This is a genomic window from Pseudomonas sp. SA233 (assembly GCF_054792385.1).
The window spans coordinates 23692-47404 of the sequence record NZ_CP096449.1; the positions used below are offsets into that span (position 1 = coordinate 23692).

A 23713-nucleotide genomic window follows, 5' to 3' on the forward strand; every position below is an offset into this window, starting at 1 on the left:
GTTGCGTGTGTTCCCAGTCATGCCTTGCGGCGCAGTATCAGCAGATGGCGCTGGCCCTGGCAACCTGGAACGGTCAGGGCCTGCTCACTTTCCACTGTGAAGTCTGCGGGCAATGCTACCAGTTCATCGGCAGGATGCAGCCCCTTCATTGCAAGCCATTGCGTCCCGGTGTCGCCCAGGTGGCGGGTCCAGTTGGTGAAGTTCTCCATGCTGCTGAAGGCGCGAGAGATGATTCCGCTGAAAGGTTGTGCCGACTGGAAGGCTTCGACCCGGCTGTGGATAACCGTGAGGTTGTCCAACTTGAGCTCCATTTTCACCTGGGTCAGGAAGCGGGTCTTCTTGCCGTTGGCGTCCAGCACCGTCACGCGCTTGTGCGGATGCAGGATAGCCAATGGGATGCCGGGCATGCCACCGCCACTGCCGACATCCAGCCAGTTGTCACGCTCGCTGTGGATAAACGGCATGACACTGAGGCTGTCGAGCAGGTGACGCGACACCATCTCGTCGGGGTCGCGCACGGCGGTGAGGTTGTAGGCTTTGTTCCATTTGATCAACAGGGCGAGGTAGCCGAGCAGCTTCTCGTGATGCTCGGCGCTCAGCTCGACACCGAGCTGGCGCGCACCTGTGGACAACTCTTCAGCGTGTTGCGGGGTGACCAGGGAACTCAAGCGCTTTGCTCCAATTCGCGGCCAGCGCCGCGTTTTTTCAAGTGAATCAGCAACAGGGAAATCGCCGCCGGGGTCACGCCCGGGATACGCGAAGCCTGACCCAGGGTTTCCGGACGGGTCTGGCCCAGCTTGCCCTGGATTTCCTTGGACAGGCCGGAAATCGTCGAGTAATCGATATCCACAGGCAGGCGGGTGTCTTCGCTGGCACGCAGACGTGCGATTTCATCCTGCTGGCGATCAATGTAACCAGCGTACTTGGTGCGGATTTCGACCTGCTCGGCGACCTGTGGATCAATCGCTTCACCACCGGTTGCCTCAATCAGCCCGGCGTAGTCGATTTCCGGGCGCGCCAGCAGGTTGAGCAGACTGTACTCGTGGCTGAGCGGAGTACCGAACTTATCCACAATGGCCTGGCCTTGCTCGGTGTTCGGGCGGACCCAGGTCGACTTCAGACGCTGCTCCTCGCGCTCGATGCCGTCGCGCTTGGCGCAGAAGGCGGCCCAACGCTGATCGTCGATCAGGCCGAGTTCGCGGCCCTTTTCGGTCAAGCGCAGGTCGGCGTTGTCTTCGCGCAGGATCAGGCGGTACTCGGCACGCGAAGTGAACATGCGGTACGGCTCCTGGGTACCCAGGGTAATCAGGTCGTCGACCAGTACGCCGATGTATGCCTCGTCGCGGCGCGGGCACCAGCTGTCTCGGCCCTGCGCACGCAGGGCGGCATTGGTCCCGGCCAGCAAGCCTTGTGCGCCGGCTTCTTCATAACCGGTGGTGCCGTTGATCTGGCCGGCGAAGAACAGACCGCCGATGACCTTGGTCTCGAGGCTGTACTTGAGGTCGCGCGGGTCGAAGTAGTCGTATTCGATGGCGTAGCCCGGGCGCACGATGTGTGCGTTTTCCATGCCGCGGATCGATCGCACCAGCTCCAGTTGCACATCGAACGGCAGCGAAGTGGAAATACCGTTGGGGTAAAGCTCATGGGTGGTCAGGCCTTCCGGCTCGATGAACACCTGGTGGCTTTCCTTGTCGGCGAAGCGGTGGATCTTGTCTTCGATCGACGGGCAGTAGCGCGGGCCGACACCTTCGATTACACCCGAGTACATCGGCGAACGGTCGAGGTTCGAGGCGATGATCTCGTGGGTGCGCGCATTGGTGTGGGTAATCCAGCAGCTCACCTGACGCGGGTGCATCTGGGCGTTGCCCATGAACGACATCACCGGGATCGGCGTATCGCCTGGTTGCTCGGTCATCACCGAGAAGTCCACCGAACGGCCGTCGATACGCGGCGGGGTACCGGTTTTCAGGCGGCCGACGCGCAGCGGAAGTTCACGCATGCGGTGGGCCAAGGCGATCGAAGGCGGATCACCGGCGCGACCACCGGAATGGTTTTGCAAACCAATGTGGATAAGCCCGCCGAGGAAAGTACCGGTGGTCAGTACCACCGATTCGGCGAAGAAACGCAGGCCCATCTGGGTCACCACGCCTTTGACCTGGTCCTGTTCGACGATCAGGTCGTCGCAGGACTGCTGGAATATCCACAGGTTCGGCTGGTTTTCCAGGATTTCGCGCACCACTGCCTTGTAGATGGCGCGGTCGGCCTGTGCACGGGTGGCGCGTACAGCCGGGCCCTTGCGGTTGTTCAGAACGCGGAACTGGATGCCGCTCTTGTCGGTGGCCAGCGCCATGGCGCCGCCGAGGGCATCGATCTCTTTGACCAGATGGCTTTTGCCAATACCGCCAATGGCGGGGTTGCAGCTCATGTGACCGAGGGTTTCCACGTTATGGGTCAACAGCAGGGTTTTCACACCCATGCGTGCAGACGCAAGCGCAGCCTCGGTACCGGCATGGCCGCCGCCGATGACGATCACTTCAAAACGGGAAGGGAAATCCACCACGCACCTCGTGCCTGTTTTTGCGAATAGAGAAGGTAAGCGGACAAGTATAGGGACTTCACCCCCTTTAAAGAAACCGTCTGAGCAAATTTTGACCAGTCTGTGGATGAGTGGCAGCCAACAGAAATCAAAGAGGAAAAATTTAAAAAAGCTTTGTTTTTATGTTTATTCTTATGCACAAGCCTTTCTGTGGATAAGCTTATACAGGCCTTTATCCATGCTGTGTAGAGCAAAATTAAACCCTGTGGCTGGAGTACCATGAGGGTTATGGATAACACGATTTAGCCTGTGGATTAAATGGCTGTTTACCCACAAGCGGGTTTGTCCTCAGAAAAAAAGCCTGCTTATCAACGGAGCTGAAGGCGAGTTTTCCACAGGGCTCCTGAGAGCAGATTGGGTAGGTAAATGAAAAAAATGTGAACCTGCACCGGCCTCTTCGCGGGTGAAGCCGCTCCCACAGGGGTCTGCACAGCCTGCAGGTGCGGCGCGTTTTCCGTAGGAGCTGCGAAATTTGAGCCAAAAAAAAAGCCGCTCCCGAAGGAGCGGCTCTTGGTTTTGCCTGGCTGTGAATTACTTGCCGATGCAGAAGCTGGAGAAAATCCGCCCCAGCAGGTCATCAGAGCTGAATGCCCCGGTAATCTCCCCCAGGGCCTGCTGCGCCTGCCGCAGGTCTTCCGCCAACAGCTCACCCGCGCCAGCCAGGGTCAGTTGTGCACGGCCATGTTCCAGGTGCTCACTGGCCTGGCGCAGGGCATCCAGATGGCGCCGGCGAGCGCTGAAGCCACTCTCGGCCGTCTGTTCATAACCCATGCAGGCCTTCAGGTGGTCACGCAGCAACTGCAGCCCTGCATCGTCCCCTTTGGCACTGAGGGTGATCGTTACATGCCCGTCATCGCACTGTTCCAGCGCTACCCGCTCACCACTAAGATCGGCCTTGTTTCGAATCAGCGTCACCTTGGCCGGGTCTGGCCGCTGGTCGAGAAATTCTGGCCACAGGGCAAACGGGTCGCTGGCCTCGGGCGCGGTGGAGTCCACCACCAACAACACCCGGTCTGCCTCGCCAATGGCCTTCAGCGCACGTTCCACGCCAATCTTTTCCACATGGTCATCGGTGTCGCGCAAACCGGCAGTATCGACCACGTGCAGCGGCATGCCGTCGATGTGGATATGTTCGCGCAGGATGTCCCGCGTGGTGCCGGCAATGTCGGTGACGATGGCCGCTTCCCGTCCGGCCAGCTGGTTCAGCAGGCTCGACTTGCCGGCATTCGGCCTACCGGCGATGACCACAGTCATGCCATCACGCAGCAAAGCCCCCTGCCCGGCTTCACGCTGTACTTTGGACAACTCGCCCCGCACCGTATCCAGCATCGCCAGCACATGGCCGTCGGCGAGGAAGTCGATTTCCTCTTCAGGGAAGTCGATCGCCGCCTCGACGTAGATGCGCAGCGCAATCAACGCCTCGGTCAGGAAGTGCACGCGCTTGGAGAACTCCCCCTGTAGCGAACGCAGGGCATTGCGCGCAGCCTGGCTGGAACTGGCTTCGATCAGGTCGGCAATGGCTTCGGCCTGGGCCAGGTCGAGCTTGTCGTTGAGGAATGCACGTTCGCTGAACTCACCCGGGCGAGCCAGCCGGCAACCAACCTGTACACAGCGCTGCAGCAGCATATCCAGCACCACCGGGCCACCGTGGCCCTGCAGTTCCAGCACGTCCTCGCCGGTGAACGAATTCGGCCCGGGAAAGAACAGCGCGATCCCTTCGTCCAGCACCAGGCCTTCCTCGTCGCGGAACGGGCCGTAATGGGCGTGGCGCGGGGTAAGCGTACGGCCGGTGATCAACTGGCCGGCCTTGGCGGCCAGAGGGCCGGACAACCTAACAATACCCACACCGCCGCGGCCCTGGGCGGTGGCGATGGCGGCGATGGTTTCACGCACAGTGTTCATGCTCGAAAGCCTCTACGACAAAAACGACAGATAGCAAAAACGCCCCACTAGGGGGCGTTTTTATTCACAGGCTAGCGCAGTAGCCTGTCAAGCAGCAGCTTTTTTGCTGGCTGCTTCGATGCTGCGAGTGATGTACCACTGCTGTGTGATCGACAGGCAGTTGTTCACAACCCAGTACAGCACCAGACCAGCCGGGAACCACAGGAAGAAGAAGGTGAAGATGATCGGCATCATTTTCATCACCTTGGCCTGCATCGGATCCGGCGGCGTCGGGTTCAGGCGCTGCTGGATGAACATGGTAGCGCCCATGATGATCGGCAGGATGAAGAACGGATCCTTGATCGACAGGTCGGTAATCCACAGCATCCATGGGGCCTGGCGCATTTCCACGCTTTCCAGCAGTACCCAGTACAGGGCCAGGAACACTGGCATCTGCACCAGGATCGGCAAACAGCCGCCCAGCGGGTTGATCTTCTCTTTCTTGTACAGCTCCATCATCGCCTGGGACATCTTCTGGCGATCGTCACCGAAGCGTTCCTTCAGTGCAGCGAGCTTCGGCGCAACGGCACGCATGCGCGCCATCGAACGGTAGCTGGCAGCCGACAGCGGGAAGAACAGGCCCTTGATCAGCATGGTCAGCACGATGATCGACCAGCCCCAGTTACCCAGCAGGCTGTGGATATGTTGCAGCAGCCAGAAGATCGGCTGGGCGATGAACCACAGGAAGCCATAGTCGACGGTCAGTTCCAGGCCTGGGGACAACTCTTTCAGCTTGGACTGGATTTTCGGGCCGGCATACAGCATGGCGCTGGTTTCGACCTTGCCGCCAGCAGGCACGCTGATGGCCGGGCCGGTGTAGCCGATGATGTAGTTGCCCTGGCTGTCCTTGCGGGTCTGGACAACGTTGTTGTCCGACTTGGCCGGAATCCAGGCGGTCACGAAGTAGTGCTGCAGCCAGGCAACCCAGCCGCCGGACACATTTTCTTTCAAATTGCCTTTGTCGATGTCCTTCATCGAGACCTTTTTGTAAGGCTCGGAAGGGGTCCACAGGGCAGCGCCCAGGTAAGTAGCGGTGCCGGTGGCAGTGCTCGACGACGGATCGGAGCTGGCGTCACGCTTGAGCTGGGCAAACATGTTGCCGCTCCAGGCCTGGCCGCTCTGGTTGTCGATCAGGTAGCTGACGGTCAGGTCATACTCGCCACGCTTGAAGCTGAAGCGCTTGATGTAGTTGACGCCGTTGTCGCTGAACTTCAGGTCGACCACCAGTTGTTCCTGACCATCGGCCAGCTGGTAACCCTTCTTGTCAGTAGCGTACAGAGGGCGACCGGCAGGACGTGCATCCGGACCGTTGACGCCGGTCAGGCCGCTTTGTGCCAGGTAGACACGCTCGCCACCGTTGTCGAACAGTTGGAACGGAATGTCCGGGTGGTCCTGACGACGTGGGTACTGCGGCAGGTTCAACTGGACGATGTCACCACCGACCGGATCGATAGCCAGTTCCAGGACATCGGTCTTGACCCGGATCAGGTCCTTGCTGACCGCAACCGGCGCCAGTTCGGCAGCGCTGGTTTCGGCGTTGGCGCTTGGCACATCGGCGCTGGCGCCGGCATTACCGGCCGGTACGCCATCCGGCAAACCCGGGGCAACGGTGCTGGCAGCAGTATTCTGAGTCGGCAGGGCAGCCTGGCCGTAGTCCTGGTTCCACTTGAGGACCATGACGTAGGACACGATTGCCAGGGCGACGATCAGGATCGTGCGTTTAATATCCATGATTACTCGGCTATCGAAGAAGTTCGGGAGGAAGGAGCGGGAGGAACGGGATCGAAACCGCCGTCGTTCCACGGATGACAACGCCCCAGGCGACGAACGGCTAGCCACCCACCACGCCAGAGGCCGTGGTTTTCGATGGCTTCATAAGCGTAACAGGAGCAACTGGGGAAGAAACGACAGTGATTGGCCATCAGAGGACTAATGGCGTAACGGTAAAACTGGATCGGAACGAGCGCCAGTTTACGCATCTTGGCTGTCTACCCCTACGGAATTGGCGGTTACTGCTGGACTGGGCCGGCTGCGCGCCAGGCGTTTCCAGAGTTTGCCAAAGTGTTGGTGCAATTCCGGGTTTTCTATCTCACCCAATCCCTTGCGCGCGACGATCACAATGTCCAACCCGGCAAGCAATTGCTGGTTCAGGCGAAAGGAATCGCGCATCAAGCGCTTGAGGCGGTTGCGTTGAACGGCGAGCTTGACGCTCTTCTTGCCGATCACCAGGCCAAGGCGTGGGTGATCGAGGCCGTTCTCGCGAGCAAGGATCAGCAGGTTTTTCCCTGGAACCTTGCCGGTTGGGGAGTCGAAGACCGCTTTGAAATGTCGGGGTGTAAGCAGTCGCTTTTCCCGACTGAAGTCCTGACTCACCACCTGTGCCGAAAAATCAAATGGCCAGACGCTTACGGCCTTTGGCACGACGACGCGACAGAACAGCGCGGCCGTTCTTGGTAGCCATACGGGCACGGAAGCCGTGAGTGCGCGCGCGCTTGATGGTGCTTGGTTGGAAAGTACGTTTCATGGCGTGTTACCTGGTTTGTCGACGACGGGCCGGGATGGCCCCCTTTTTAAGAGACCGGCGATTCTAGAGAAAGCAAGCCCGTAGGTCAATTTCCAACCAGTCTTTCCATATAGAGCACGTGATGGACGGTGCTGCTTGTCCATCCCCCAAGGGTGCTTGATCGGACACACGAATTGGGGACAACATGAAAAAAAAGAAGAGACATATAAAAAGCTTTTCTGAAGAATCTATAAATCTTAAGTGGATAACCTTCTGTGGATAACCTGCGCAAGGCCAGAAAATCCGGCCTGTACAGAGTTTTACAACTGTGTTCTCAACCGGTGCTGCGCTTGTTTTCTTCGTGGTCAAAAGCTGTGGATTAAATCGCCGCTTATCCACAGGTGAGTTATCAACAGGCCTGACCTCAAGGTTGTGCATAGCGCTCATGGCCGCTTATCCACAGGGCTTATTCACAGTGTGAGGAAGCCGTTTTGGTCGATAAATGGCTGTTTTGGCATGGTTCCTAACGTGTCCACATGTGGATAACTGAACGCTCGACCGGTACAATGGCGGTTTGTTTTTGCCTCATCCGGCTTTCAAACTCAGGGGATATCCGTGTCAGTGGAACTTTGGCAGCAGTGCGTGGAGCTTCTGCGCGATGAACTGCCTGCCCAGCAATTCAACACCTGGATCCGTCCGCTACAGGTCGAAGCCGAAGGCGACGAGTTGCGCGTCTATGCGCCTAACCGTTTCGTTCTCGATTGGGTCAATGAAAAGTACCTGGGTCGTTTGCTCGAACTGTTGGGCGAAAACGGCAGCGGCATTGCGCCTGCCCTTTCCTTGTTGATCGGCAGCCGTCGCAGCTCCGCGCCACGTGCCGCACCCAACGCGCCAGTAAGTGCTGCGGTGGCCGCCTCGCTGGCCCAGACCCAGGCCCAGAGCCAGACACAGAAGGCAGTACCGGCAGCGGTCGAACCCGTCGCCGTCGCGGCGGCAGAGCCTGTGCTGGTCGATGAACTGGCCGAGCCATCCTCGCGTGACAGCTTCGATGCCATGGCCGAACCGGCTTCTGCGTCGTCTGGCAGTGCCCGGACCGAACAGCGTACCGTGCAGGTTGAAGGTGCGCTCAAACACACCAGTTACCTGAACCGCACCTTCACCTTCGACACCTTCGTCGAAGGTAAGTCGAACCAGCTGGCGCGCGCGGCTGCCTGGCAGGTGGCAGACAACCCCAAGCATGGCTACAACCCGCTCTTCCTTTATGGTGGTGTGGGCCTGGGTAAAACCCACCTCATGCATGCTGTGGGTAACCACCTGCTGAAGAAGAACCCGAACGCCAAGGTCGTGTACCTGCATTCGGAGCGCTTCGTCGCGGACATGGTCAAGGCGCTGCAGCTCAACGCCATCAACGAATTCAAGCGTTTCTACCGCTCGGTGGATGCGTTGCTGATCGACGATATCCAGTTCTTTGCCCGTAAAGAGCGCTCGCAGGAAGAGTTTTTCCACACCTTCAACGCCCTGCTCGAGGGTGGCCAGCAGGTAATCCTTACCTCTGACCGCTACCCCAAGGAGATCGAAGGCCTGGAAGAGCGTCTGAAGTCGCGCTTTGGTTGGGGCCTGACGGTGGCGGTCGAGCCACCAGAGCTGGAAACCCGCGTGGCGATCCTGATGAAGAAGGCCGACCAGGCCAAGGTCGAACTGCCGCATGACGCGGCCTTCTTCATTGCCCAGCGCATTCGTTCCAACGTCCGTGAACTGGAAGGCGCATTGAAGCGGGTGATCGCTCACTCGCACTTCATGGGCCGCGACATCACCATCGAACTGATTCGTGAGTCGCTCAAGGACCTGCTGGCGCTCCAGGACAAGCTGGTCAGTGTGGATAACATTCAGCGTACCGTCGCCGAGTACTACAAGATCAAGATCTCCGATCTGTTGTCCAAGCGTCGTTCGCGTTCCGTGGCGCGTCCACGCCAGGTGGCCATGGCCCTGTCCAAGGAACTGACCAACCACAGTCTGCCGGAAATCGGCGACATGTTCGGTGGTCGCGACCATACGACCGTGCTGCACGCCTGCCGCAAGATCAACGAACTGAAGGAATCCGACGCGGACATCCGCGAGGACTACAAGAACCTGCTGCGGACGCTGACGACCTGATGGCCGTCTGCGCAGCTAATTGAAGGCAAGGGACTAGACCATGCATTTCACCATTCAACGCGAAGCCCTGTTGAAACCCCTGCAACTGGTCGCCGGTGTCGTCGAGCGCCGCCAGACCTTGCCGGTCCTGTCCAACGTATTGCTGGTTGTGCAAGGCCAGCAACTGTCGTTGACTGGTACCGACCTGGAAGTCGAACTGGTAGGCCGCGTGCAACTGGAAGAGCCGGCCGAGCCTGGCGAAATCACTGTCCCGGCACGCAAGCTGATGGACATTTGCAAAAGCCTGCCGAACGACGCCCTGATCGATATCAAGGTCGACGAGCAGAAACTGTTGGTCAAGGCCGGCCGCAGCCGCTTTACCCTGTCGACCCTGCCAGCCAATGACTTCCCGACCGTGGAAGAAGGCCCGGGCTCGCTGACCTGCAACCTGGAACAGAGCAAGCTGCGTCGCCTGATCGAGCGCACCAGTTTCGCCATGGCCCAGCAGGATGTGCGTTACTACCTCAACGGTATGCTGCTGGAGGTTTCCCGCAACACCCTGCGAGCTGTGTCCACTGACGGTCACCGCCTGGCGCTTTGCTCCATGAGCGCACCGATCGAGCAGGATGATCGCCACCAGGTCATCGTGCCACGCAAAGGTATCCTCGAACTGGCACGCCTGCTGACCGACCCGGAAGGCATGGTCAGCATCGTCCTGGGCCAGCACCACATTCGCGCCACCACCGGTGAATTCACCTTCACTTCCAAGCTGGTGGACGGCAAGTTCCCGGACTACGAGCGCGTACTGCCCAAGGGCGGTGACAAGCTGGTGGTCGGCGACCGTCAGGCGCTGCGTGAAGCCTTTAGCCGTACTGCGATTCTTTCCAACGAAAAGTACCGCGGTATCCGCCTGCAACTGGCTGCTGGCCAACTGAAAATCCAGGCCAACAACCCCGAGCAGGAAGAAGCTGAAGAAGAAATCAGCGTGGACTACGAAGGTAGCTCGCTGGAAATCGGCTTCAACGTCAGCTACCTGCTGGACGTGCTGGGCGTAATGACTACCGAGCAAGTTCGTCTGATCCTGTCCGATTCCAACAGCAGTGCCCTGCTGCAGGAAGCTGGCAATGACGATTCTTCCTACGTTGTCATGCCGATGCGTCTGTAACGTAGCAGGCGAAATGTCTCTTCGACGTATCATGGTCACCGCGGTGCGCAACTTGCACCCGGTGACACTCTCACCGTCCCCCCGCATCAACATCCTTTACGGCGCCAACGGCAGCGGCAAAACCAGCGTGCTTGAGGCCGTGCACCTGCTCGGGCTGGCGCGCTCGTTCCGCAGCACCCGCCTGAACCCGGTTATCCAGTACGAACAACCGGCCTGCACCGTGTTCGGCGAAGTGCAATTGGCCGAGGGTGGCAGCAGTAATCTGGGTGTATCCCGGGAGCGGCAGGGGGAGTTCACTATTCGCATTGATGGGCAGAATGCGCGGAGTGCGGCGCAACTGGCTGAATTGCTACCGCTCCAGCTCATCAATCCGGACAGTTTCCGCTTGTTGGAAGGCGCTCCGAAAATACGCCGCCAGTTCCTGGATTGGGGGGTGTTCCACGTGGAACCTCGTTTTCTGCCAGCCTGGCAACGGCTGCAGAAGGCACTGCGGCAGCGGAACTCATGGTTGCGGCATGGTACACTTGACCCAGCTTCGCAAGCCGCCTGGGACCGGGAATTGTGCCTGGCCAGTGCGGAAATAGATGAATACCGTCGCAACTACATCAAGGCCTTGAAGCCCGTCTTCGAGCGAACCCTGAGCGAACTGGTCGAGCTGGACGGGTTGACCCTTAGCTACTACCGAGGCTGGGACAAGGACCGGGAACTGCAAGAAGTACTCGCTTCCTCTCTCCTTCGCGATCAGCAGATGGGCCATACCCAGGCCGGTCCGCAGCGTGCTGATCTGCGTCTTCGTCTGGCTGCCAACAATGCAGCCGACATCCTGTCGCGTGGTCAGCAAAAGCTGGTGGTGTGCGCATTGCGCATTGCCCAAGGCCACCTCGTTAGTCAGGCTCGCCGCGGTCACTGTATTTATCTCGTGGATGACTTGCCGTCCGAACTGGACGACCAGCATCGCCGCGCGCTGTGTCGCTTGCTTGAAGAATTACGCTGCCAGGTGTTCATCACCTGTGTAGATCACGAATTACTGAGGGAAGGCTGGCAGACGGAAACGCCAGTTGCTTTGTTCCACGTGGAACAAGGCCGTATCACCCAGACCCACGACCATCGGGAGTGAATGCATGAGCGAAAATCAAACGTACGACTCCTCCAGCATCAAGGTGCTGAAAGGTTTGGATGCCGTGCGCAAGCGCCCCGGCATGTACATTGGCGACACCGATGATGGTAGCGGCCTGCACCACATGGTCTTCGAGGTGGTCGACAACTCGATCGACGAAGCCCTCGCCGGTCACTGCGATGACATCACCGTCATCATCCACCCGGACGAATCCATCAGTGTGCGCGACAACGGTCGCGGCATTCCGGTCGACGTGCATAAAGAAGAAGGCGTTTCCGCAGCCGAGGTCATCATGACCGTGCTGCACGCTGGCGGTAAATTCGACGACAACTCCTACAAGGTATCCGGCGGTCTGCACGGCGTAGGTGTTTCTGTAGTGAACGCCCTGTCCGAGAAACTGGTACTGACCGTTCGCCGTAGCGGCAAGATCTGGGAACAGACCTACGTTCACGGTGTTCCACAGGCACCGATGGCGGTTGTCGGTGACAGCGAAACCACCGGTACCCACATCCACTTCAAGCCTTCGGCTGAAACCTTCAAGAACATTCACTTCAGTTGGGACATCCTGGCCAAGCGTATCCGCGAGCTGTCGTTCCTCAACTCGGGCGTTGGCATCCTGCTGAAGGATGAACGTAGCGGTAAGGAAGAGTTCTTCAAGTACGAAGGTGGCCTGCGTGCGTTCGTCGAATATCTGAACACCAACAAGACCCCGGTCAACTCCCAGGTATTCCACTTCAACGTCCAGCGTGACGATGGCGTGGGTGTTGAAGTCGCCCTGCAGTGGAACGACAGCTTCAACGAAAACCTGCTGTGCTTCACCAACAACATTCCGCAGCGTGATGGCGGTACTCACCTGGTGGGCTTCCGTTCCTCGCTGACCCGTAGCCTGAACAGCTACATCGAACAGGAAGGCCTGGCCAAGAAGAACAAGGTGGCGACCACTGGCGACGACGCCCGTGAAGGTCTGACCGCGATCATCTCGGTGAAGGTGCCGGACCCTAAGTTCAGCTCGCAGACCAAGGACAAGCTGGTCTCCTCGGAGGTGAAAACCGCCGTGGAACAGGAGATGAACAAGTACTTCGCCGACTTCCTGCTGGAAAACCCGAACGAGGCCAAGGCCGTCGTTGGCAAGATGATCGATGCTGCCCGTGCCCGTGAAGCGGCACGTAAAGCCCGTGAAATGACTCGCCGTAAAGGCGCGCTGGATATTGCCGGCCTGCCAGGCAAACTGGCGGACTGCCAGGAAAAGGACCCTGCCCTTTCCGAACTGTACCTGGTGGAGGGTGACTCCGCGGGTGGCTCGGCGAAGCAAGGCCGCAACCGTCGTACCCAGGCAATCCTGCCGTTGAAGGGTAAAATCCTCAACGTCGAGAAAGCGCGCTTCGACAAGATGATCTCGTCCCAGGAAGTTGGCACGCTGATCACTGCCCTGGGCTGTGGTATCGGTCGCGAAGAGTACAACATCGACAAGCTGCGTTATCACAACATCATCATCATGACCGATGCTGACGTTGACGGTTCGCACATCCGTACCCTGCTACTGACCTTCTTCTTCCGTCAGCTGCCGGAGCTGGTCGAGCGCGGCTACATCTACATTGCCCAGCCACCGCTGTACAAGGTGAAGAAAGGCAAGCAGGAGCAGTACATCAAGGACGACGAGGCCATGGAAGAGTACATGACCCAGTCGGCCCTGGAAGATGCCAGCCTGCACCTGGACGAGTCGGCGCCAGCGGTTTCCGGTGTGCAGCTGGAAGCACTGGTGAATGAGTTCCGTAGTGTCATGAAGACCCTCAAGCGTCTGTCTCGCTTGTACCCGGAAGAGCTGACCGAGCACTTCATCTACCTGCCGGAGGTGAGCCTGGAACAGCTGGGTGACCACGCTGTGATGCAAGCCTGGTTGGCCCAGTTCCAGGAGCGCCTGAACAACAGCCAGAAGTCCGGTCTGGTTTACAAAGCCAGCCTGCGCGAAGACAAAGAGCGCAACGTATGGTTGCCAGAAGTGGAAGTTACCTCCCACGGCCTGGCCAGCTACGTGACTTTCAACCGGGACTTCTTCGGCAGCAATGACTACCGTACCGTAGTCAGCATTGGTGCCAAGCTGTCCAGCTTGTTGGGCGAAGGTGCTTATGTGCAGCGCGGTGAGCGCCGCAAGGCAATTGTCGAGTTCAAGGAAGGCCTGGATTGGCTGATGAACGAAACCACCAAGCGCCACACCATCCAGCGATACAAAGGGCTGGGCGAGATGAACCCAGAGCAGCTGTGGGAAACCACCATGGACCCAACCGTCCGCCGTATGCTCAAGGTCACAATCGAGGATGCGATCGCTGCCGACCAGATCTTCAACACCCTGATGGGTGATGCGGTAGAGCCGCGTCGTGACTTCATCGAAAGCAACGCGCTGTCGGTATCGAACCTGGACTTCTGATCCGGTGTAGATCGCCAGGCACTAAAAAGCCCGCGAAAGCGGGCTTTTTAGTGCCTGTAGAAATCAGTAACCGCTGAGGACGTTGACGATCACACCACTGGCAATAGCCACCAGCACATAGTCCCCATTCACATACAACCAGCGGTGATCACGTGGTGGCGCATACAGGTGGCGTGCTTTCCAGTCGGTCACCCAGTAACGGTCGCCACGGTAGTGCGGGTCAACCACATGGCCACGCTGCCACTGCTGATGCGGAACCGGCATGCCCGGTTGTGGGCGGAAATTCGGGTCGCGATAAGCGGGACCGCGGCCATTATCATGTCGGCCTTGGTACTGTGGCTGACCATGCGGTGGGTTGCCTTGGTGCAATGGGCCGCCATCATGCCGGTCAGGTGGGCCTGGCTGCGCGAAACTGGCCAAGGGGGCGCTGAGCATGAGCGCGGCGCAGATCACGGTCAGGGTTGTCTTCATTTTGCGGTCCTCTGCATGTTGACGCCTGGCGGGAGCTGACTGGCTGCCAGGTTCGGTTAACTGATCAGACCACAATCATTCCCGCTTAATGTCAGGACAGAGGTAAAGGTCCGGTAAAGGTCTGAGGAGGCGCGGTGGATGGCACCGGCTTCGCCGGTGTTCGCGGGTGAACCCGCTCCCACAGGATGTGTGTTGCCCTCGGGGATACGCGGGCCCTTGTAGACCGCGTTAACCGAACGCGTCAATTCAGGCCAAGCTCCTTCAACCGGCGATACAGGGTTCGCTCGCTCAGGCCAAGGTGACGGGCCAGTTCACTGCGCGAGCCCTTGAACTGTTCCAGTGCCTGCGCCAGCTCACCCAGGTGATTGCGCCGGCCACCTGCCGTGATCGCACCCGCCGGGCCGATATCCTCCGGCAAATGTTCGGGCCGGATCAGCCCGTCATCGGCAAACAAGCGCGCCCTTTCCAGAATGTTGCGCAGCTCGCGAATGTTGCCCGGGAATGGATGCAGCCCAAGCTGCTGCAAGGCATCGTCGCTCAGCCTGGGCGTTGGCTTGACTGCCATGCGCTGCAGCAGGCTCTGGGCGAGCAAGGGCAGGTCTTCTACCCGTTCGCGCAACGCCGGCAGGCGGATCGGGAAGCCGCTGATGCGGTAGTACAGGTCTTCGCGGAAGGTGCCGTCCGCGACCATTTGCTTCAGCGGTTTATGGGTTGCCGATACCAGGCGGAAATCCGAATGCACCGTACGCAGGCTACCCACCGGGCGGAAGCTGCCGGACTCGATCAGGCGCAGCAGCTTCACTTGCATCGCCAGCGGGACCTCGCCAATTTCATCCAGAAACAGGGTGCCACCATGCGCCGCTTCAGCCAGGCCGATCTTGCGCTGGTTGGCGCCAGTGAACGCGCCCTTCTCGTAGCCGAACAACTCGCTCTCGAACAACGACTCGGTCAGGCCGGTACAGTCAACCACCACCAACGGGCCGTTGGCCCTGGGGCTGCCCATGTGCACCGCACGGGCGAACAGTTCCTTGCCGGTACCTGACTCACCCTGTAGCAACACCGGGATCTGCGCCGGTGCCGCACGTTGCAGGCTGGCCAGGGCCGCTTTGAACGCTGGCGCGCGGCCGACCAGCCCTTGTTCCTGAGGCTGCGCCGACGCGAGGGTGATGCTGGTCAGGCGTTCGACAAAGGCCACCACCCTGCCCTGTTCATCCAGGATCGGCCGCAGCTCTACATCCACATGCTCGGGGCCGCGTGGCGTGTGATGAATGTGCAAAACCCGCTCCGGTGCCTTGCTGTGCCACGCCTTGCGCATCGGGCAATGCTCGCCGGCCTGGTCGCAAGGCACGGCGTAGTGGTGCGAGACCTTGTGGCATTTCTCACCCAGCGGCGCCTGCTCATGGCGACCGAACTGGCGGCGATAGGCAGCGTTGGCCGCCAGGATGTTGTAGTCGGTATCTAGCACGATGGTTGGCAGGGCATCGTGCTCAAGATAGGAAACCAAAGCTAGGATGAGGGGATGGGCTTCAGGCATGACGGCACCGATTGGATGACCGGCGCAGGGTAACAAGGACTGCCAAACACTGCCATTGGCTGACAGTCGACTGCCATCTGCGCTGCCACTGTCGTCGGCAATTGTCAGCAACGGACCGGTTTTATTGGCCCAAGCGCAGGAAAATGCCTGGCATGTATCTTGATAAACCTCCTGGCACTGCCTACGCCTGTACAAGGCTGGGCGGATAAATTGGAGAACGCGATGATCATCGGCAACAACCTGCACGTGGACGCCTTTTACGACAAGGCGACCTCCACCATCAGCTACCTGGTCATGGACGGCGAAACGCGCAAGTGTGCGTTGATCGACAGTGTCCTGGACTATGACCCCAAGTCGGGGCGTACCTGCACTGCTTCGGCGGACCAGTTGATTAACCGGGTGAAGGAGCTGCGAGCTGACGTGCAGTGGGTGCTGGAAACCCATGTGCATGCCGACCACCTTTCGGCGGCGGCCTATTTGAAGGAAAAGCTTGGCGGCCATACCGCCATCGGCGCGCATATCACCCAGGTTCAGAAAGTGTTCGGTGCCCTGTTCAACGCCGAGCCTGGCTTCGCCCGCGATGGTAGCCAATTCGATGTGCTGTTCGAGGACGAGGAAGGTTTCCGCATTGGCAACCTGCATGCCCGTGCGTTGCACACCCCGGGGCACACACCTGCGTGCATGAGCTTCATGATCGAGGAGGCCGGCGAGACAGCGGTGTTCGTCGGCGACACCCTGTTCATGCCCGACTACGGTACCGCCCGTTGCGATTTCCCTGGGGCTGATGCTCGCACCCTGTACCGCTCGATCCGTCGCCTGCTGGCCTTCCCCGACCAGACCCGGCTGTTCATGTGCCACGACTACCTGCCAGGTGGCCGTGACATGCAATACGTCACCACCGTGGCCGAGCAGCGCGCCAACAATATTCATATCCACCAGGGCATCGATGAGGACAGCTTCGTCGCCATGCGTGAAGCCCGCGACAAGACCCTCGACATGCCCGTGCTGATCCTGCCTTCGGTGCAGGTGAACATGCGCAGCGGCCAGTTCCCCGCGCCGGAAGATAATGGTGTGAGCTACCTGAAGATACCGCTGAACAAGCTGTGACCGCCCTGCCCCATAACCAGATTTACAGGATTTACCGCCATGCCTGCCTTGTTGTCCCCTGCCAATACCGACCACCACAAAGTGGTCATCGTCGGTGCCGGCGCCGCCGGAATCGCCACCGCTTCCAGCTTGATCAGCCGTGACCCGTCGCTGGATGTGACCTTGATCGACCCCGCCGAAGTGCATTACTACCAGCCCGGCTGGACCATGGTCGGTGCCGGTGTGTTCAAGGCGCCAAGCACTGCTCGCACCATGGCCTCGACCATTCCGCGCGGCGTTCGCTGGATAAAGGCGCGTGTGCAGGGGTTCGACCCGCTGGGCCAACTGGTCCTCCTCGAAGGCGGCCGCGCCATCAGTTATGAACAGTTGGTGGTCTGCCCCGGCCTCAAGCTGGATTGGGCGGCCATTGATGGCCTCAGCGAGACCTTGGGCCGCAATGGCGTCACCTCCAACTACCGCTACGACTTGGCGCCCTACACCTGGGAACTGGTGCAGAAGCTCAAGCAAGGCCGAGCCCTGTTTTGCCAGCCGCCCATGCCGATCAAGTGCGCAGGCGCCCCGCAGAAGGCGCTGTACCTGTCTTGCGACCACTGGCTGCGGCATGGTCACCTGGGGGCTGTGAAAGCCAGTTTCTTCAATGCCGGCGCAGTATTGTTCGGTGTGGCGGACTACGTGCCCGCATTGATGAAGTACATCGACAAGTACGCCGTGGACCTCAATTTTTCCCACCGCCTGGTCGCCGTGGACGGGCCGAACAAGCGAGCCACCTTCGTGCGTACCTTGGCCGATGGCAGCAGCGAAACTCGTATCGAGGCCTTCGACATGCTGCACGTGGTACCGCCGCAGGTGGCACCGGACTTCATTCGTGAAAGCCCGTTGGCCGACAGCGCCGGCTGGGTCGATGTCGACCCGCACACCCTGCGCCATCGCCACTTCACCAATGTCCATGCCCTTGGGGACGTGACCAACACCAGCAATGCCAAGACCGCCGCCGCTGCACGCAAGCAGGCTCCGGTCGTGGCCAACAACGTGCTGGTGGCCCTGGGCAGGTTGCCTACCCTGGCCCAGTACGATGGTTATGGCTCGTGCCCGCTCACCGTCGAGCGCGGCAAGATCGTGCTGGCCGAGTTCACCTATGGCGGCAAGCTGGCTCCAAGCTTCCCCAACTGGTTGCTGGATGGCCGCAAGCCGACACGTCTGGCCTGGTTGCTCAAGGCGCAGGTGCTGCCACCCTTGTACTGGAAAGGCATGCTCAAGGGCCGTGAGTGGCTGGCACGGCCACAGCCGTTGGTAGCCGAGGGGCGGCAGTGATCGAGCATCAAATACTGGGAGCGGGCCTGGGCGCGATCATTGGTGCCGTGCTGGCGTTGACCGGTGCCGGCGGTGGCATTCTCGCAGTGCCTTTGCTGGTGTTCGGCCTGGGGCTGTCGATGGTAGAGGCGGCACCGGTCGGCCTGCTGGCCGTAGGCATGGCGGCAGCGGTGGGGGCGGTGCTGGGCTTGCGGCAGGGCCTGGTGCGCTACCGGGCGGCGCTGTTCATCGCATTGATCGGTGTGGCAGCGGCGCCGTTCGGGCTGATGCTGGCCCACCGCCTGCCGAACACGCCGCTGCAGTTGGTGTTCGCCGGGGTGTTGGTGTATGCCTGCCTGCGCATCTGGCGCAAGGCGGCCAAGGAGCTGCGCGGCGAAGCCAATGATGCCCATCGCTACATCGAACCCTGCGTGCTGAACCCGCTGCAGGGCCGTTTGCGCTGGACCCTGCCCTGCGCGCGCGCCTTGGCCTTTACCGGCGCATTGTCAGGGCTGCTGTCCGGCCTGCTGGGCGTGGGCGGTGGCTTTGTCATCATCCCGGCCCTTAACCGCTACACCAACCTGCGCATGGCCAGCATCGTCTCCACTTCGCTGGCGGTGATTGCGCTGGTCTCCACCGGCAGTGTGGTCAGCGCCAGCCTCGCAGGGGTCATGCACTGGCAGGTTGGCGCCCCGTTCGCCGTCGGTGCGGTGCTCGGCCTGTTGCTGGCGCGGCCATTGGCGGCCAGGCTGGCCGGGCCGCGCTTGCAGCAGATGTTTGCCGTGGCCGGTTGGGCTGCGGCCCTGCTGCTGGCCGGCAAGGCGCTACTGGGCTAGCAGCTCGCTCTGTTCTGCCGCGCACAGCGCCAGCAGGTAGTCCCACACTACCCGCAGGCGCACCGACTTGTGCAGTTCGCGGCGGGTGCAGATCCAGTAGCTGCGCTGGATGGTTTCGCCAGGCAGCACGCGCACCAGCGTCGGGTCGTGGCGGGCCATGTAGTTGGGCAGTACGGCGATGCCCAACCCGGCACGGGCGGCGGTTTGCTGGGCGATCACGCTGGTGCTGCGAAACACCACGTTGGGGGCCCGGCAGAAGCTGTTGAGAAACAGCAGTTCCTGGCTGAACAGCAAGTCATCGACGTAGCCGATCCAGCTGTGCCGGGCCAGGTCCTCGCGGTTGCGCAGCGGGGGCGCGCGATCCAGGTAGTCCTGGCTGGCGTACAGGGCCAGGCGATAGTCGGTGAGCTTGCGGGTGATCAGCAGGTCGGCGTTGGGCCGTTCCAGGTGGATGCTGATCTCCGCCTCGCGGTTGAGGATGCTGACGAAGCGCGGCACTGCCACCAGCTCCACTTCCAGGCCGGGGTAGCGGTCGAACAGCGCATTCATGCGCGGGGTGAAGAACATGATGCCGATGCCTTCGGTCACCCCCAGGCGAATCTTGCCCAGCGGCGTGATGGCCTGGGTGATTTCTTCCTGCGCCAGCAGGGCGACGTTTTCCATGGCTTCGGCGTGCTTGAGCAGGGCCTGGCCCGAGGGGGTCAGTTCATAGCCCTGGGCATGCTGCACGAACAGCGCAGTACCCAGGCTTTGCTCGATGCTCTCGATGTGCCGGGCCACGGTGCTGTGGGTGGTGTTGAGGCGCTTGGCGGCGGTAAGCAGGCGGCCGCTGCGCTGCAACTCGAGGAAAAACCGCAGATCGTTCCAGTCGAACATGCTGATCCTTTTTGGCAGTTCGTTCCGGCCTCTTCGCGGGCACGCCCGCTCCCACAGGGATCGCGTTACCTTGTGGGAGCGGGCGTGCCCGCGAAGAGGCCAGTACAGACGTACCACTGTGCTAAAACGCACAGCGGCTGCGCGAAATCTCGTGTTTCCTCCACGAAATTACTCACTAAGATGGATCGGGACAAGAATAATAATCAGGCCCGAGGTTGCACATGCCATCAGCCGATTCTGTCTTCGACTACGTGGTCGTAGGGGCCGGTCCCGCCGGTTGCCTGTTGGCCAATCGTTTGTCCGCCGATCCTTCCTGCCGAGTGCTGCTGCTGGAAGCGGGTGGGCGCGACAACTATCCCTGGATCCATATCCCCGTCGGTTACCTCTATTGCATCGGCAACCCGCGCACCGATTGGTGCTTCAAGACCGAGGCGCAGCCCGGCCTGGGCGGTCGTGCGCTGGGCTATCCACGCGGCAAGGTGCTAGGTGGCTGCTCCTCGATCAACGGCATGATCTACATGCGCGGCCAGGCTGCCGACTACGACCGTTGGGCCGAGCAAGGCAACGACGGCTGGGCCTGGAAGGACGTACTGCCGCTGTTCAAGGCCAGCGAAAGCCACTTTGCCGGCGCCAGCGAGCACCACGGTGGTGATGGCGAATGGCGGGTCGAGCGCCAGCGCTATAGCTGGCCGATCCTCGATGCCTTCCGTGATGCCGCCGAGCAAAGCGGCATCGGCAAGGTCGATGACTTCAATACCGGCGACAACCAAGGCTGTGGATATTTCCAGGTCAACCAACGCAGCGGTGTGCGCTGGAACGCTTCCAAGGCTTTCCTGCGGCCGATCAAGGACCGCCCCAACCTCACCGTGCTGACCGGCGTTCAGGTTGACCAGGTGCTGCTCAACAACACCCGTGCACGGGCGGTAAAGGCGTTCTGGCAGGGTGCCTGGCACGAGTTTGCGGCACGTCGCGAGATCATCCTCTGTGCGGGTGCTGTGGGCTCTCCCGGTATCCTGCAGCGCTCCGGTATCGGCCCGCGGCAGTTACTGGAAAGCCTGGGCATTGGTGTGCGTCACGACATGCCAGGCGTTGGCGGCAACCTGCAGGATCACCTGCAACTGCGCCTGATCTACCAGATCCGCAATACCCGTACCCTGAACCAGATGGCCAACAGCCTGTGGGGCAAGATGAGCATGGGCCTGCGCTACCTCTATGACCGCAGTGGCCCGCTGGCCATGGCGCCGAGCCAACTGGGCGCATTCGTGCGTTCGAGCCCGGAGCAGGCCACCGCAAACCTGCAGTACCACGTGCAGCCACTGTCACTTGAGCGCTTTGGCGAGCCACTGCACAGGTTCCCGGCCTTTACCGCCTCGGTGTGCAACCTGCGCCCGGCCAGCCGCGGGCGTATCGATATCCGCAGCAGCGACATGAACAGCACGCCGCTGATCGACCCCAACTACCTCAGCGCCCCCCAGGACCTGCGCGTCGCCGCCGATTCCATTCGCCTTACCCGGCGTATCGTCCAGGCCCCTGCCCTCGCTGCGTTCGACCCAAAGGAATACCTGCCGGGCCCAGCTCTGCAAACCGAAGAAGAGCTGTTCGAAGCCGCCGGCAGAATCGGCACCACCATCTTCCACCCGGTCGGCACCTGCCGCATGGGCAATGGCGAACTGGACGTTGTGGATAACCAGCTGCGCGTGCACGGCATCCCCGGCCTGCGCGTGGCAGACGCATCGATCATGCCGCAGATCACCTCCGGCAATACTTGTTCACCCACCCTGATGATCGCCGAGAAGGCGGCGCAACTGATCCTCAAAGGAGCTGCCACCCAGACCTATCTGAACGAAGACGCGATACCGACGCCCTGACCCCGGGTGCGTGCAGTACCGGCAGCTGGCGGTCAGAAGCTGCCGACAGTGGAACAACAAGAATAATCACTGTGGCCTGCGGGCCGAGGACAGCAACGATGTCGGATTACATCCAAGAGCAGGGTGCGGCGGCCAGCAGCTCCAGCCGTCGTGAAGAACGCAAGATCATTTTCGCGTCATCCCTCGGGACAGTTTTCGAGTGGTATGACTTTTTTCTCTATGGTGCGCTGGCAGCGGTCATCAGCAAGCAGTTCTTCGCTGGCGTGAACGACACCACCGCCTTCATCTTCGCCCTCATGGCCTTTGCCGCCGGCTTCCTGGTGCGTCCGTTCGGTGCGCTTGTGTTCGGCCGGCTGGGCGACATGATCGGGCGCAAGTACACCTTCCTGGTCACCATCGTGCTGATGGGCCTGTCCACCTTCGCGGTGGGGTTGTTGCCCACCTACGCCAGCATCGGCATCGCGGCACCGATCATCCTGGTGGTCCTGCGCATGCTGCAGGGGCTGGCGCTGGGGGGTGAATACGGCGGTGCGGCCACCTATGTGGCCGAGCATGCGCCGCCCGGCAAGCGCGGTTTCCACACGGGTTTCATTCAGTCCACCGCCACTCTTGGCCTGTTGTTGTCGCTTGTGGTGGTGCTGGGCAGCCGCTATATCAGTGGCGACCAGTTCGAAACCTGGGGTTGGCGCCTGCCGTTCCTGTTGTCGATCGTACTGCTGGCGATTTCCACCTGGATCCGCATGAGCATGCACGAGTCGCCGGCCTTCGTGAAAATGAAGGCCCAGGGCAAGGTCAGCAAGTCGCCGATCCGTGAGTCGTTCACCTCCTGGCCGAACCTGAAAGTGGTGCTCACCGCCTTGTTCAGCATCAACGCCGGGCAGGCCGTGACCTTCTACACGGCGCAGTTCTACGTGCTGTTCTTCATGACCCAGATGCTGAAGATGGACCCGGCCCAGGCCAACACCCTGCTGATCATCAGCGTGGTCATTGGTGCGCCGTTCTTCGTGTTCTTCGGCTGGTTGTCCGACCGTATTGGCCGCAAGCCGATCCTGATGCTCGGCCTGCTCCTGGCCACGGTGCTGTACTTCCCGCTGTTCAAGGCGCTGAGCCATTACGCCAACCCACAGATCGACGCGGCCAGCCGCCAGGCGCCGATCGTGGTCACTGCCGACCCGAGAGGCTGTACTTTCCAGTTCGACCCGGTAGGCAAGGCGCGCTTCGACAGCCCCTGCGACAAGGTCAAGACATTCCTGGTCAAGCAGGGCTTGCCATACAGCTCGGTGGATGTGGCAGGTAGCGATGTGGTGGTGAACATCGGTGACAAGACCATCAACGGCTTCGACGAAGCGGCCATGCGTGCGGCGGTGGAACAGGCTGGCTACCCGGCCAAGGCCGACCCTGGGCAAGTCAACCAAGTGATGGTGGTGGTGCTGATCGTGGCGATGATCCTGATCGCGACCATGACCTATGGCCCGCTGGCGGCGGTGATGGTCGAACTGTTCCCCACTCGCATCCGCTACACCTCCATGTCACTGCCCTACCACATTGGCAACGGCTGGTTCGGTGGCTTCCTGCCAACGGTGTCGTTCGCGCTGGTGGTGTACACCGGGGATATCTTCTATGGGCTGTGGTACCCGGTGCTGGTGACCGGGGTCAGCCTGGTGGTGGGGATCTTCTGCCTGAAAGAAACCAGGGATGTGGATATCGACAAGATCTGACGGCTGCAACGGGCCGTTTCTACACGCCCGCATGAGGCAATAAAAAAACCGGCTGTAAAAGCCGGTTTTCTTATGCCCCAAAAAAACTTATGCACGATTTTCAGAAAAATGTCATACACAGAAATAAACAGCT

At 60.5% G+C, this 23713-nt stretch carries 19 protein-coding genes; 9 read left to right on the forward strand and 10 right to left on the reverse strand.

Going from position 1 to position 23713, the window contains the following annotated elements; all coding sequences use genetic code 11:
• Positions 1-17: 17 nt before the first annotated feature.
• The 7 genes from rsmG to rpmH all read right to left on the reverse strand — a co-directional run bounded on the left by rsmG (position 18) and on the right by rpmH (position 7061).
• A complete protein-coding gene (rsmG, locus tag M1D87_RS00120) occupies positions 18-668 on the reverse strand; it encodes a 16S rRNA (guanine(527)-N(7))-methyltransferase RsmG (protein ID WP_123085719.1) in 651 nt (216 codons plus the stop codon).
• Entirely contained in the window at positions 665-2557 is a 1893-nt protein-coding gene (gene mnmG / locus M1D87_RS00125) for a tRNA uridine-5-carboxymethylaminomethyl(34) synthesis enzyme MnmG (RefSeq protein ID WP_015268403.1), read from the reverse strand. The genes rsmG and mnmG overlap by 4 nt, the downstream gene beginning before the upstream one ends.
• Positions 2558-3127: 570 nt before the next feature.
• The gene (gene mnmE, locus M1D87_RS00130; RefSeq protein WP_013970244.1) at positions 3128-4498 is read right to left on the reverse strand and encodes a tRNA uridine-5-carboxymethylaminomethyl(34) synthesis GTPase MnmE; all 1371 of its coding nucleotides are present in this window, start codon (positions 4496-4498) and stop codon (positions 3128-3130) included.
• 87 nt (positions 4499-4585) lie between these two features.
• Positions 4586-6268: a membrane protein insertase YidC gene (yidC, locus tag M1D87_RS00135; protein WP_039612381.1), complete on the reverse strand. Its 1683-nt coding sequence runs from the start codon at positions 6266-6268 to the stop codon at positions 4586-4588.
• Between the two features lie 2 nt (positions 6269-6270).
• Entirely contained in the window at positions 6271-6516 is a 246-nt protein-coding gene (gene yidD / locus M1D87_RS00140; protein ID WP_015268406.1) for a membrane protein insertion efficiency factor YidD, read from the reverse strand.
• Positions 6509-6913, reverse strand: a complete 405-nt coding sequence (gene rnpA, locus M1D87_RS00145; protein ID WP_003260020.1) for a ribonuclease P protein component — start codon at positions 6911-6913, stop codon at positions 6509-6511. Before rnpA ends, yidD begins: the two co-directional genes overlap by 8 nt.
• Before the next feature lie 13 nt (positions 6914-6926).
• Complete coding sequence (rpmH, locus tag M1D87_RS00150; RefSeq protein ID WP_003253163.1) at positions 6927-7061, reverse strand: 50S ribosomal protein L34; 135 nt, start codon at positions 7059-7061, stop codon at positions 6927-6929.
• Between the two features lie 594 nt (positions 7062-7655).
• On the opposite strand from rpmH, the gene dnaA reads away from it, so the two are divergent.
• Genes dnaA through gyrB form a run of 4 tightly spaced genes read left to right on the forward strand, consistent with a single transcriptional unit; the run spans position 7656 to position 13880 of the window.
• Positions 7656-9194, forward strand: a complete 1539-nt coding sequence (dnaA, locus tag M1D87_RS00155; protein WP_039612382.1) for a chromosomal replication initiator protein DnaA — start codon at positions 7656-7658, stop codon at positions 9192-9194.
• Positions 9195-9234: 40 nt separating this feature from the next.
• Positions 9235-10338 carry a DNA polymerase III subunit beta gene (gene dnaN, locus M1D87_RS00160; protein WP_003260019.1) on the forward strand — a complete coding sequence of 368 codons (1104 nt, stop codon included), beginning with the start codon at positions 9235-9237 and terminating at the stop codon, positions 10336-10338.
• Positions 10339-10351: 13 nt separating this feature from the next.
• The gene (recF, locus tag M1D87_RS00165; protein ID WP_003260018.1) at positions 10352-11455 is read left to right on the forward strand and encodes a DNA replication/repair protein RecF; all 1104 of its coding nucleotides are present in this window, start codon (positions 10352-10354) and stop codon (positions 11453-11455) included.
• A gap of 4 nt (positions 11456-11459) precedes the next feature.
• Positions 11460-13880: a DNA topoisomerase (ATP-hydrolyzing) subunit B gene (gene gyrB, locus M1D87_RS00170; protein ID WP_123085717.1), complete on the forward strand. Its 2421-nt coding sequence runs from the start codon at positions 11460-11462 to the stop codon at positions 13878-13880.
• A gap of 63 nt (positions 13881-13943) precedes the next feature.
• Here the strand turns inward: gyrB and M1D87_RS00175 are convergent, their stop codons facing one another.
• Together M1D87_RS00175 and M1D87_RS00180 are read right to left on the reverse strand one after the other, a co-directional pair.
• On the reverse strand, positions 13944-14351 hold the full coding sequence (locus M1D87_RS00175) for an RcnB family protein (RefSeq protein WP_123085935.1): 408 nt from the start codon (positions 14349-14351) through the stop codon (positions 13944-13946).
• 241 nt (positions 14352-14592) lie between these two features.
• On the reverse strand, positions 14593-15885 hold the full coding sequence (locus M1D87_RS00180; RefSeq protein ID WP_123085933.1) for a sigma-54 interaction domain-containing protein: 1293 nt from the start codon (positions 15883-15885) through the stop codon (positions 14593-14595).
• A 222-nt stretch (positions 15886-16107) separates the two neighbouring features.
• Here M1D87_RS00180 and M1D87_RS00185 point away from each other — a divergent pair, with 222 nt between their 5' ends.
• The 3 genes from M1D87_RS00185 to M1D87_RS00195 are packed head-to-tail and all read left to right on the forward strand — an operon-like array spanning position 16108 to position 19118.
• Positions 16108-16992, forward strand: a complete 885-nt coding sequence (locus M1D87_RS00185) for an MBL fold metallo-hydrolase (RefSeq protein WP_123085932.1) — start codon at positions 16108-16110, stop codon at positions 16990-16992.
• Between the two features lie 39 nt (positions 16993-17031).
• The gene (locus M1D87_RS00190; RefSeq protein WP_123085931.1) at positions 17032-18303 is read left to right on the forward strand and encodes an NAD(P)/FAD-dependent oxidoreductase; all 1272 of its coding nucleotides are present in this window, start codon (positions 17032-17034) and stop codon (positions 18301-18303) included.
• The gene (locus tag M1D87_RS00195) at positions 18300-19118 is read left to right on the forward strand and encodes a sulfite exporter TauE/SafE family protein (protein WP_013970254.1); all 819 of its coding nucleotides are present in this window, start codon (positions 18300-18302) and stop codon (positions 19116-19118) included. The genes M1D87_RS00190 and M1D87_RS00195 overlap by 4 nt, the downstream gene beginning before the upstream one ends.
• On the opposite strand, the gene M1D87_RS00200 is transcribed toward M1D87_RS00195, so the two are convergent.
• Complete coding sequence (locus tag M1D87_RS00200) at positions 19107-19994, reverse strand: LysR family transcriptional regulator (protein WP_013970255.1); 888 nt, start codon at positions 19992-19994, stop codon at positions 19107-19109. The two genes, M1D87_RS00195 and M1D87_RS00200, sit on opposite strands and share 12 nt — an antisense overlap.
• 221 nt (positions 19995-20215) lie before the next feature.
• Here M1D87_RS00200 and M1D87_RS00205 point away from each other — a divergent pair, with 221 nt between their 5' ends.
• Positions 20216-21862, forward strand: a complete 1647-nt coding sequence (locus tag M1D87_RS00205) for a GMC family oxidoreductase (protein ID WP_123085929.1) — start codon at positions 20216-20218, stop codon at positions 21860-21862.
• A 98-nt stretch (positions 21863-21960) separates the two neighbouring features.
• Positions 21961-23580, forward strand: a complete 1620-nt coding sequence (locus tag M1D87_RS00210) for an MFS transporter (protein WP_123085928.1) — start codon at positions 21961-21963, stop codon at positions 23578-23580.
• The last annotated feature ends 133 nt before the right edge of the window (positions 23581-23713 follow it).

Bases quoted from the DNA above. Each gene is read 5' to 3' on its own strand.
- mnmE (WP_013970244.1), bottom strand. From the start codon at position 4,498: ATGAACACTGTGCGTGAAACCATCGCCGCCATCGCCACCGCCCAGGGC.
- yidC (WP_039612381.1), bottom strand. From the start codon at position 6,268: ATGGATATTAAACGCACGATCCTGATCGTCGCCCTGGCAATCGTGTCC.
- yidD (WP_015268406.1), bottom strand. From the start codon at position 6,516: ATGCGTAAACTGGCGCTCGTTCCGATCCAGTTTTACCGTTACGCCATT.
- rpmH (WP_003253163.1), bottom strand. From the start codon at position 7,061: ATGAAACGTACTTTCCAACCAAGCACCATCAAGCGCGCGCGCACTCAC.
- dnaN (WP_003260019.1), top strand. From the start codon at position 9,235: ATGCATTTCACCATTCAACGCGAAGCCCTGTTGAAACCCCTGCAACTG.
- recF (WP_003260018.1), top strand. From the start codon at position 10,352: ATGTCTCTTCGACGTATCATGGTCACCGCGGTGCGCAACTTGCACCCG.
- gyrB (WP_123085717.1), top strand. From the start codon at position 11,460: ATGAGCGAAAATCAAACGTACGACTCCTCCAGCATCAAGGTGCTGAAA.
- M1D87_RS00175 (WP_123085935.1), bottom strand. From the start codon at position 14,351: ATGAAGACAACCCTGACCGTGATCTGCGCCGCGCTCATGCTCAGCGCC.
- M1D87_RS00180 (WP_123085933.1), bottom strand. From the start codon at position 15,885: ATGCCTGAAGCCCATCCCCTCATCCTAGCTTTGGTTTCCTATCTTGAG.
- M1D87_RS00185 (WP_123085932.1), top strand. From the start codon at position 16,108: ATGATCATCGGCAACAACCTGCACGTGGACGCCTTTTACGACAAGGCG.
- M1D87_RS00190 (WP_123085931.1), top strand. From the start codon at position 17,032: ATGCCTGCCTTGTTGTCCCCTGCCAATACCGACCACCACAAAGTGGTC.
- M1D87_RS00200 (WP_013970255.1), bottom strand. From the start codon at position 19,994: ATGTTCGACTGGAACGATCTGCGGTTTTTCCTCGAGTTGCAGCGCAGC.
- M1D87_RS00205 (WP_123085929.1), top strand. From the start codon at position 20,216: ATGCCATCAGCCGATTCTGTCTTCGACTACGTGGTCGTAGGGGCCGGT.
- M1D87_RS00210 (WP_123085928.1), top strand. From the start codon at position 21,961: ATGTCGGATTACATCCAAGAGCAGGGTGCGGCGGCCAGCAGCTCCAGC.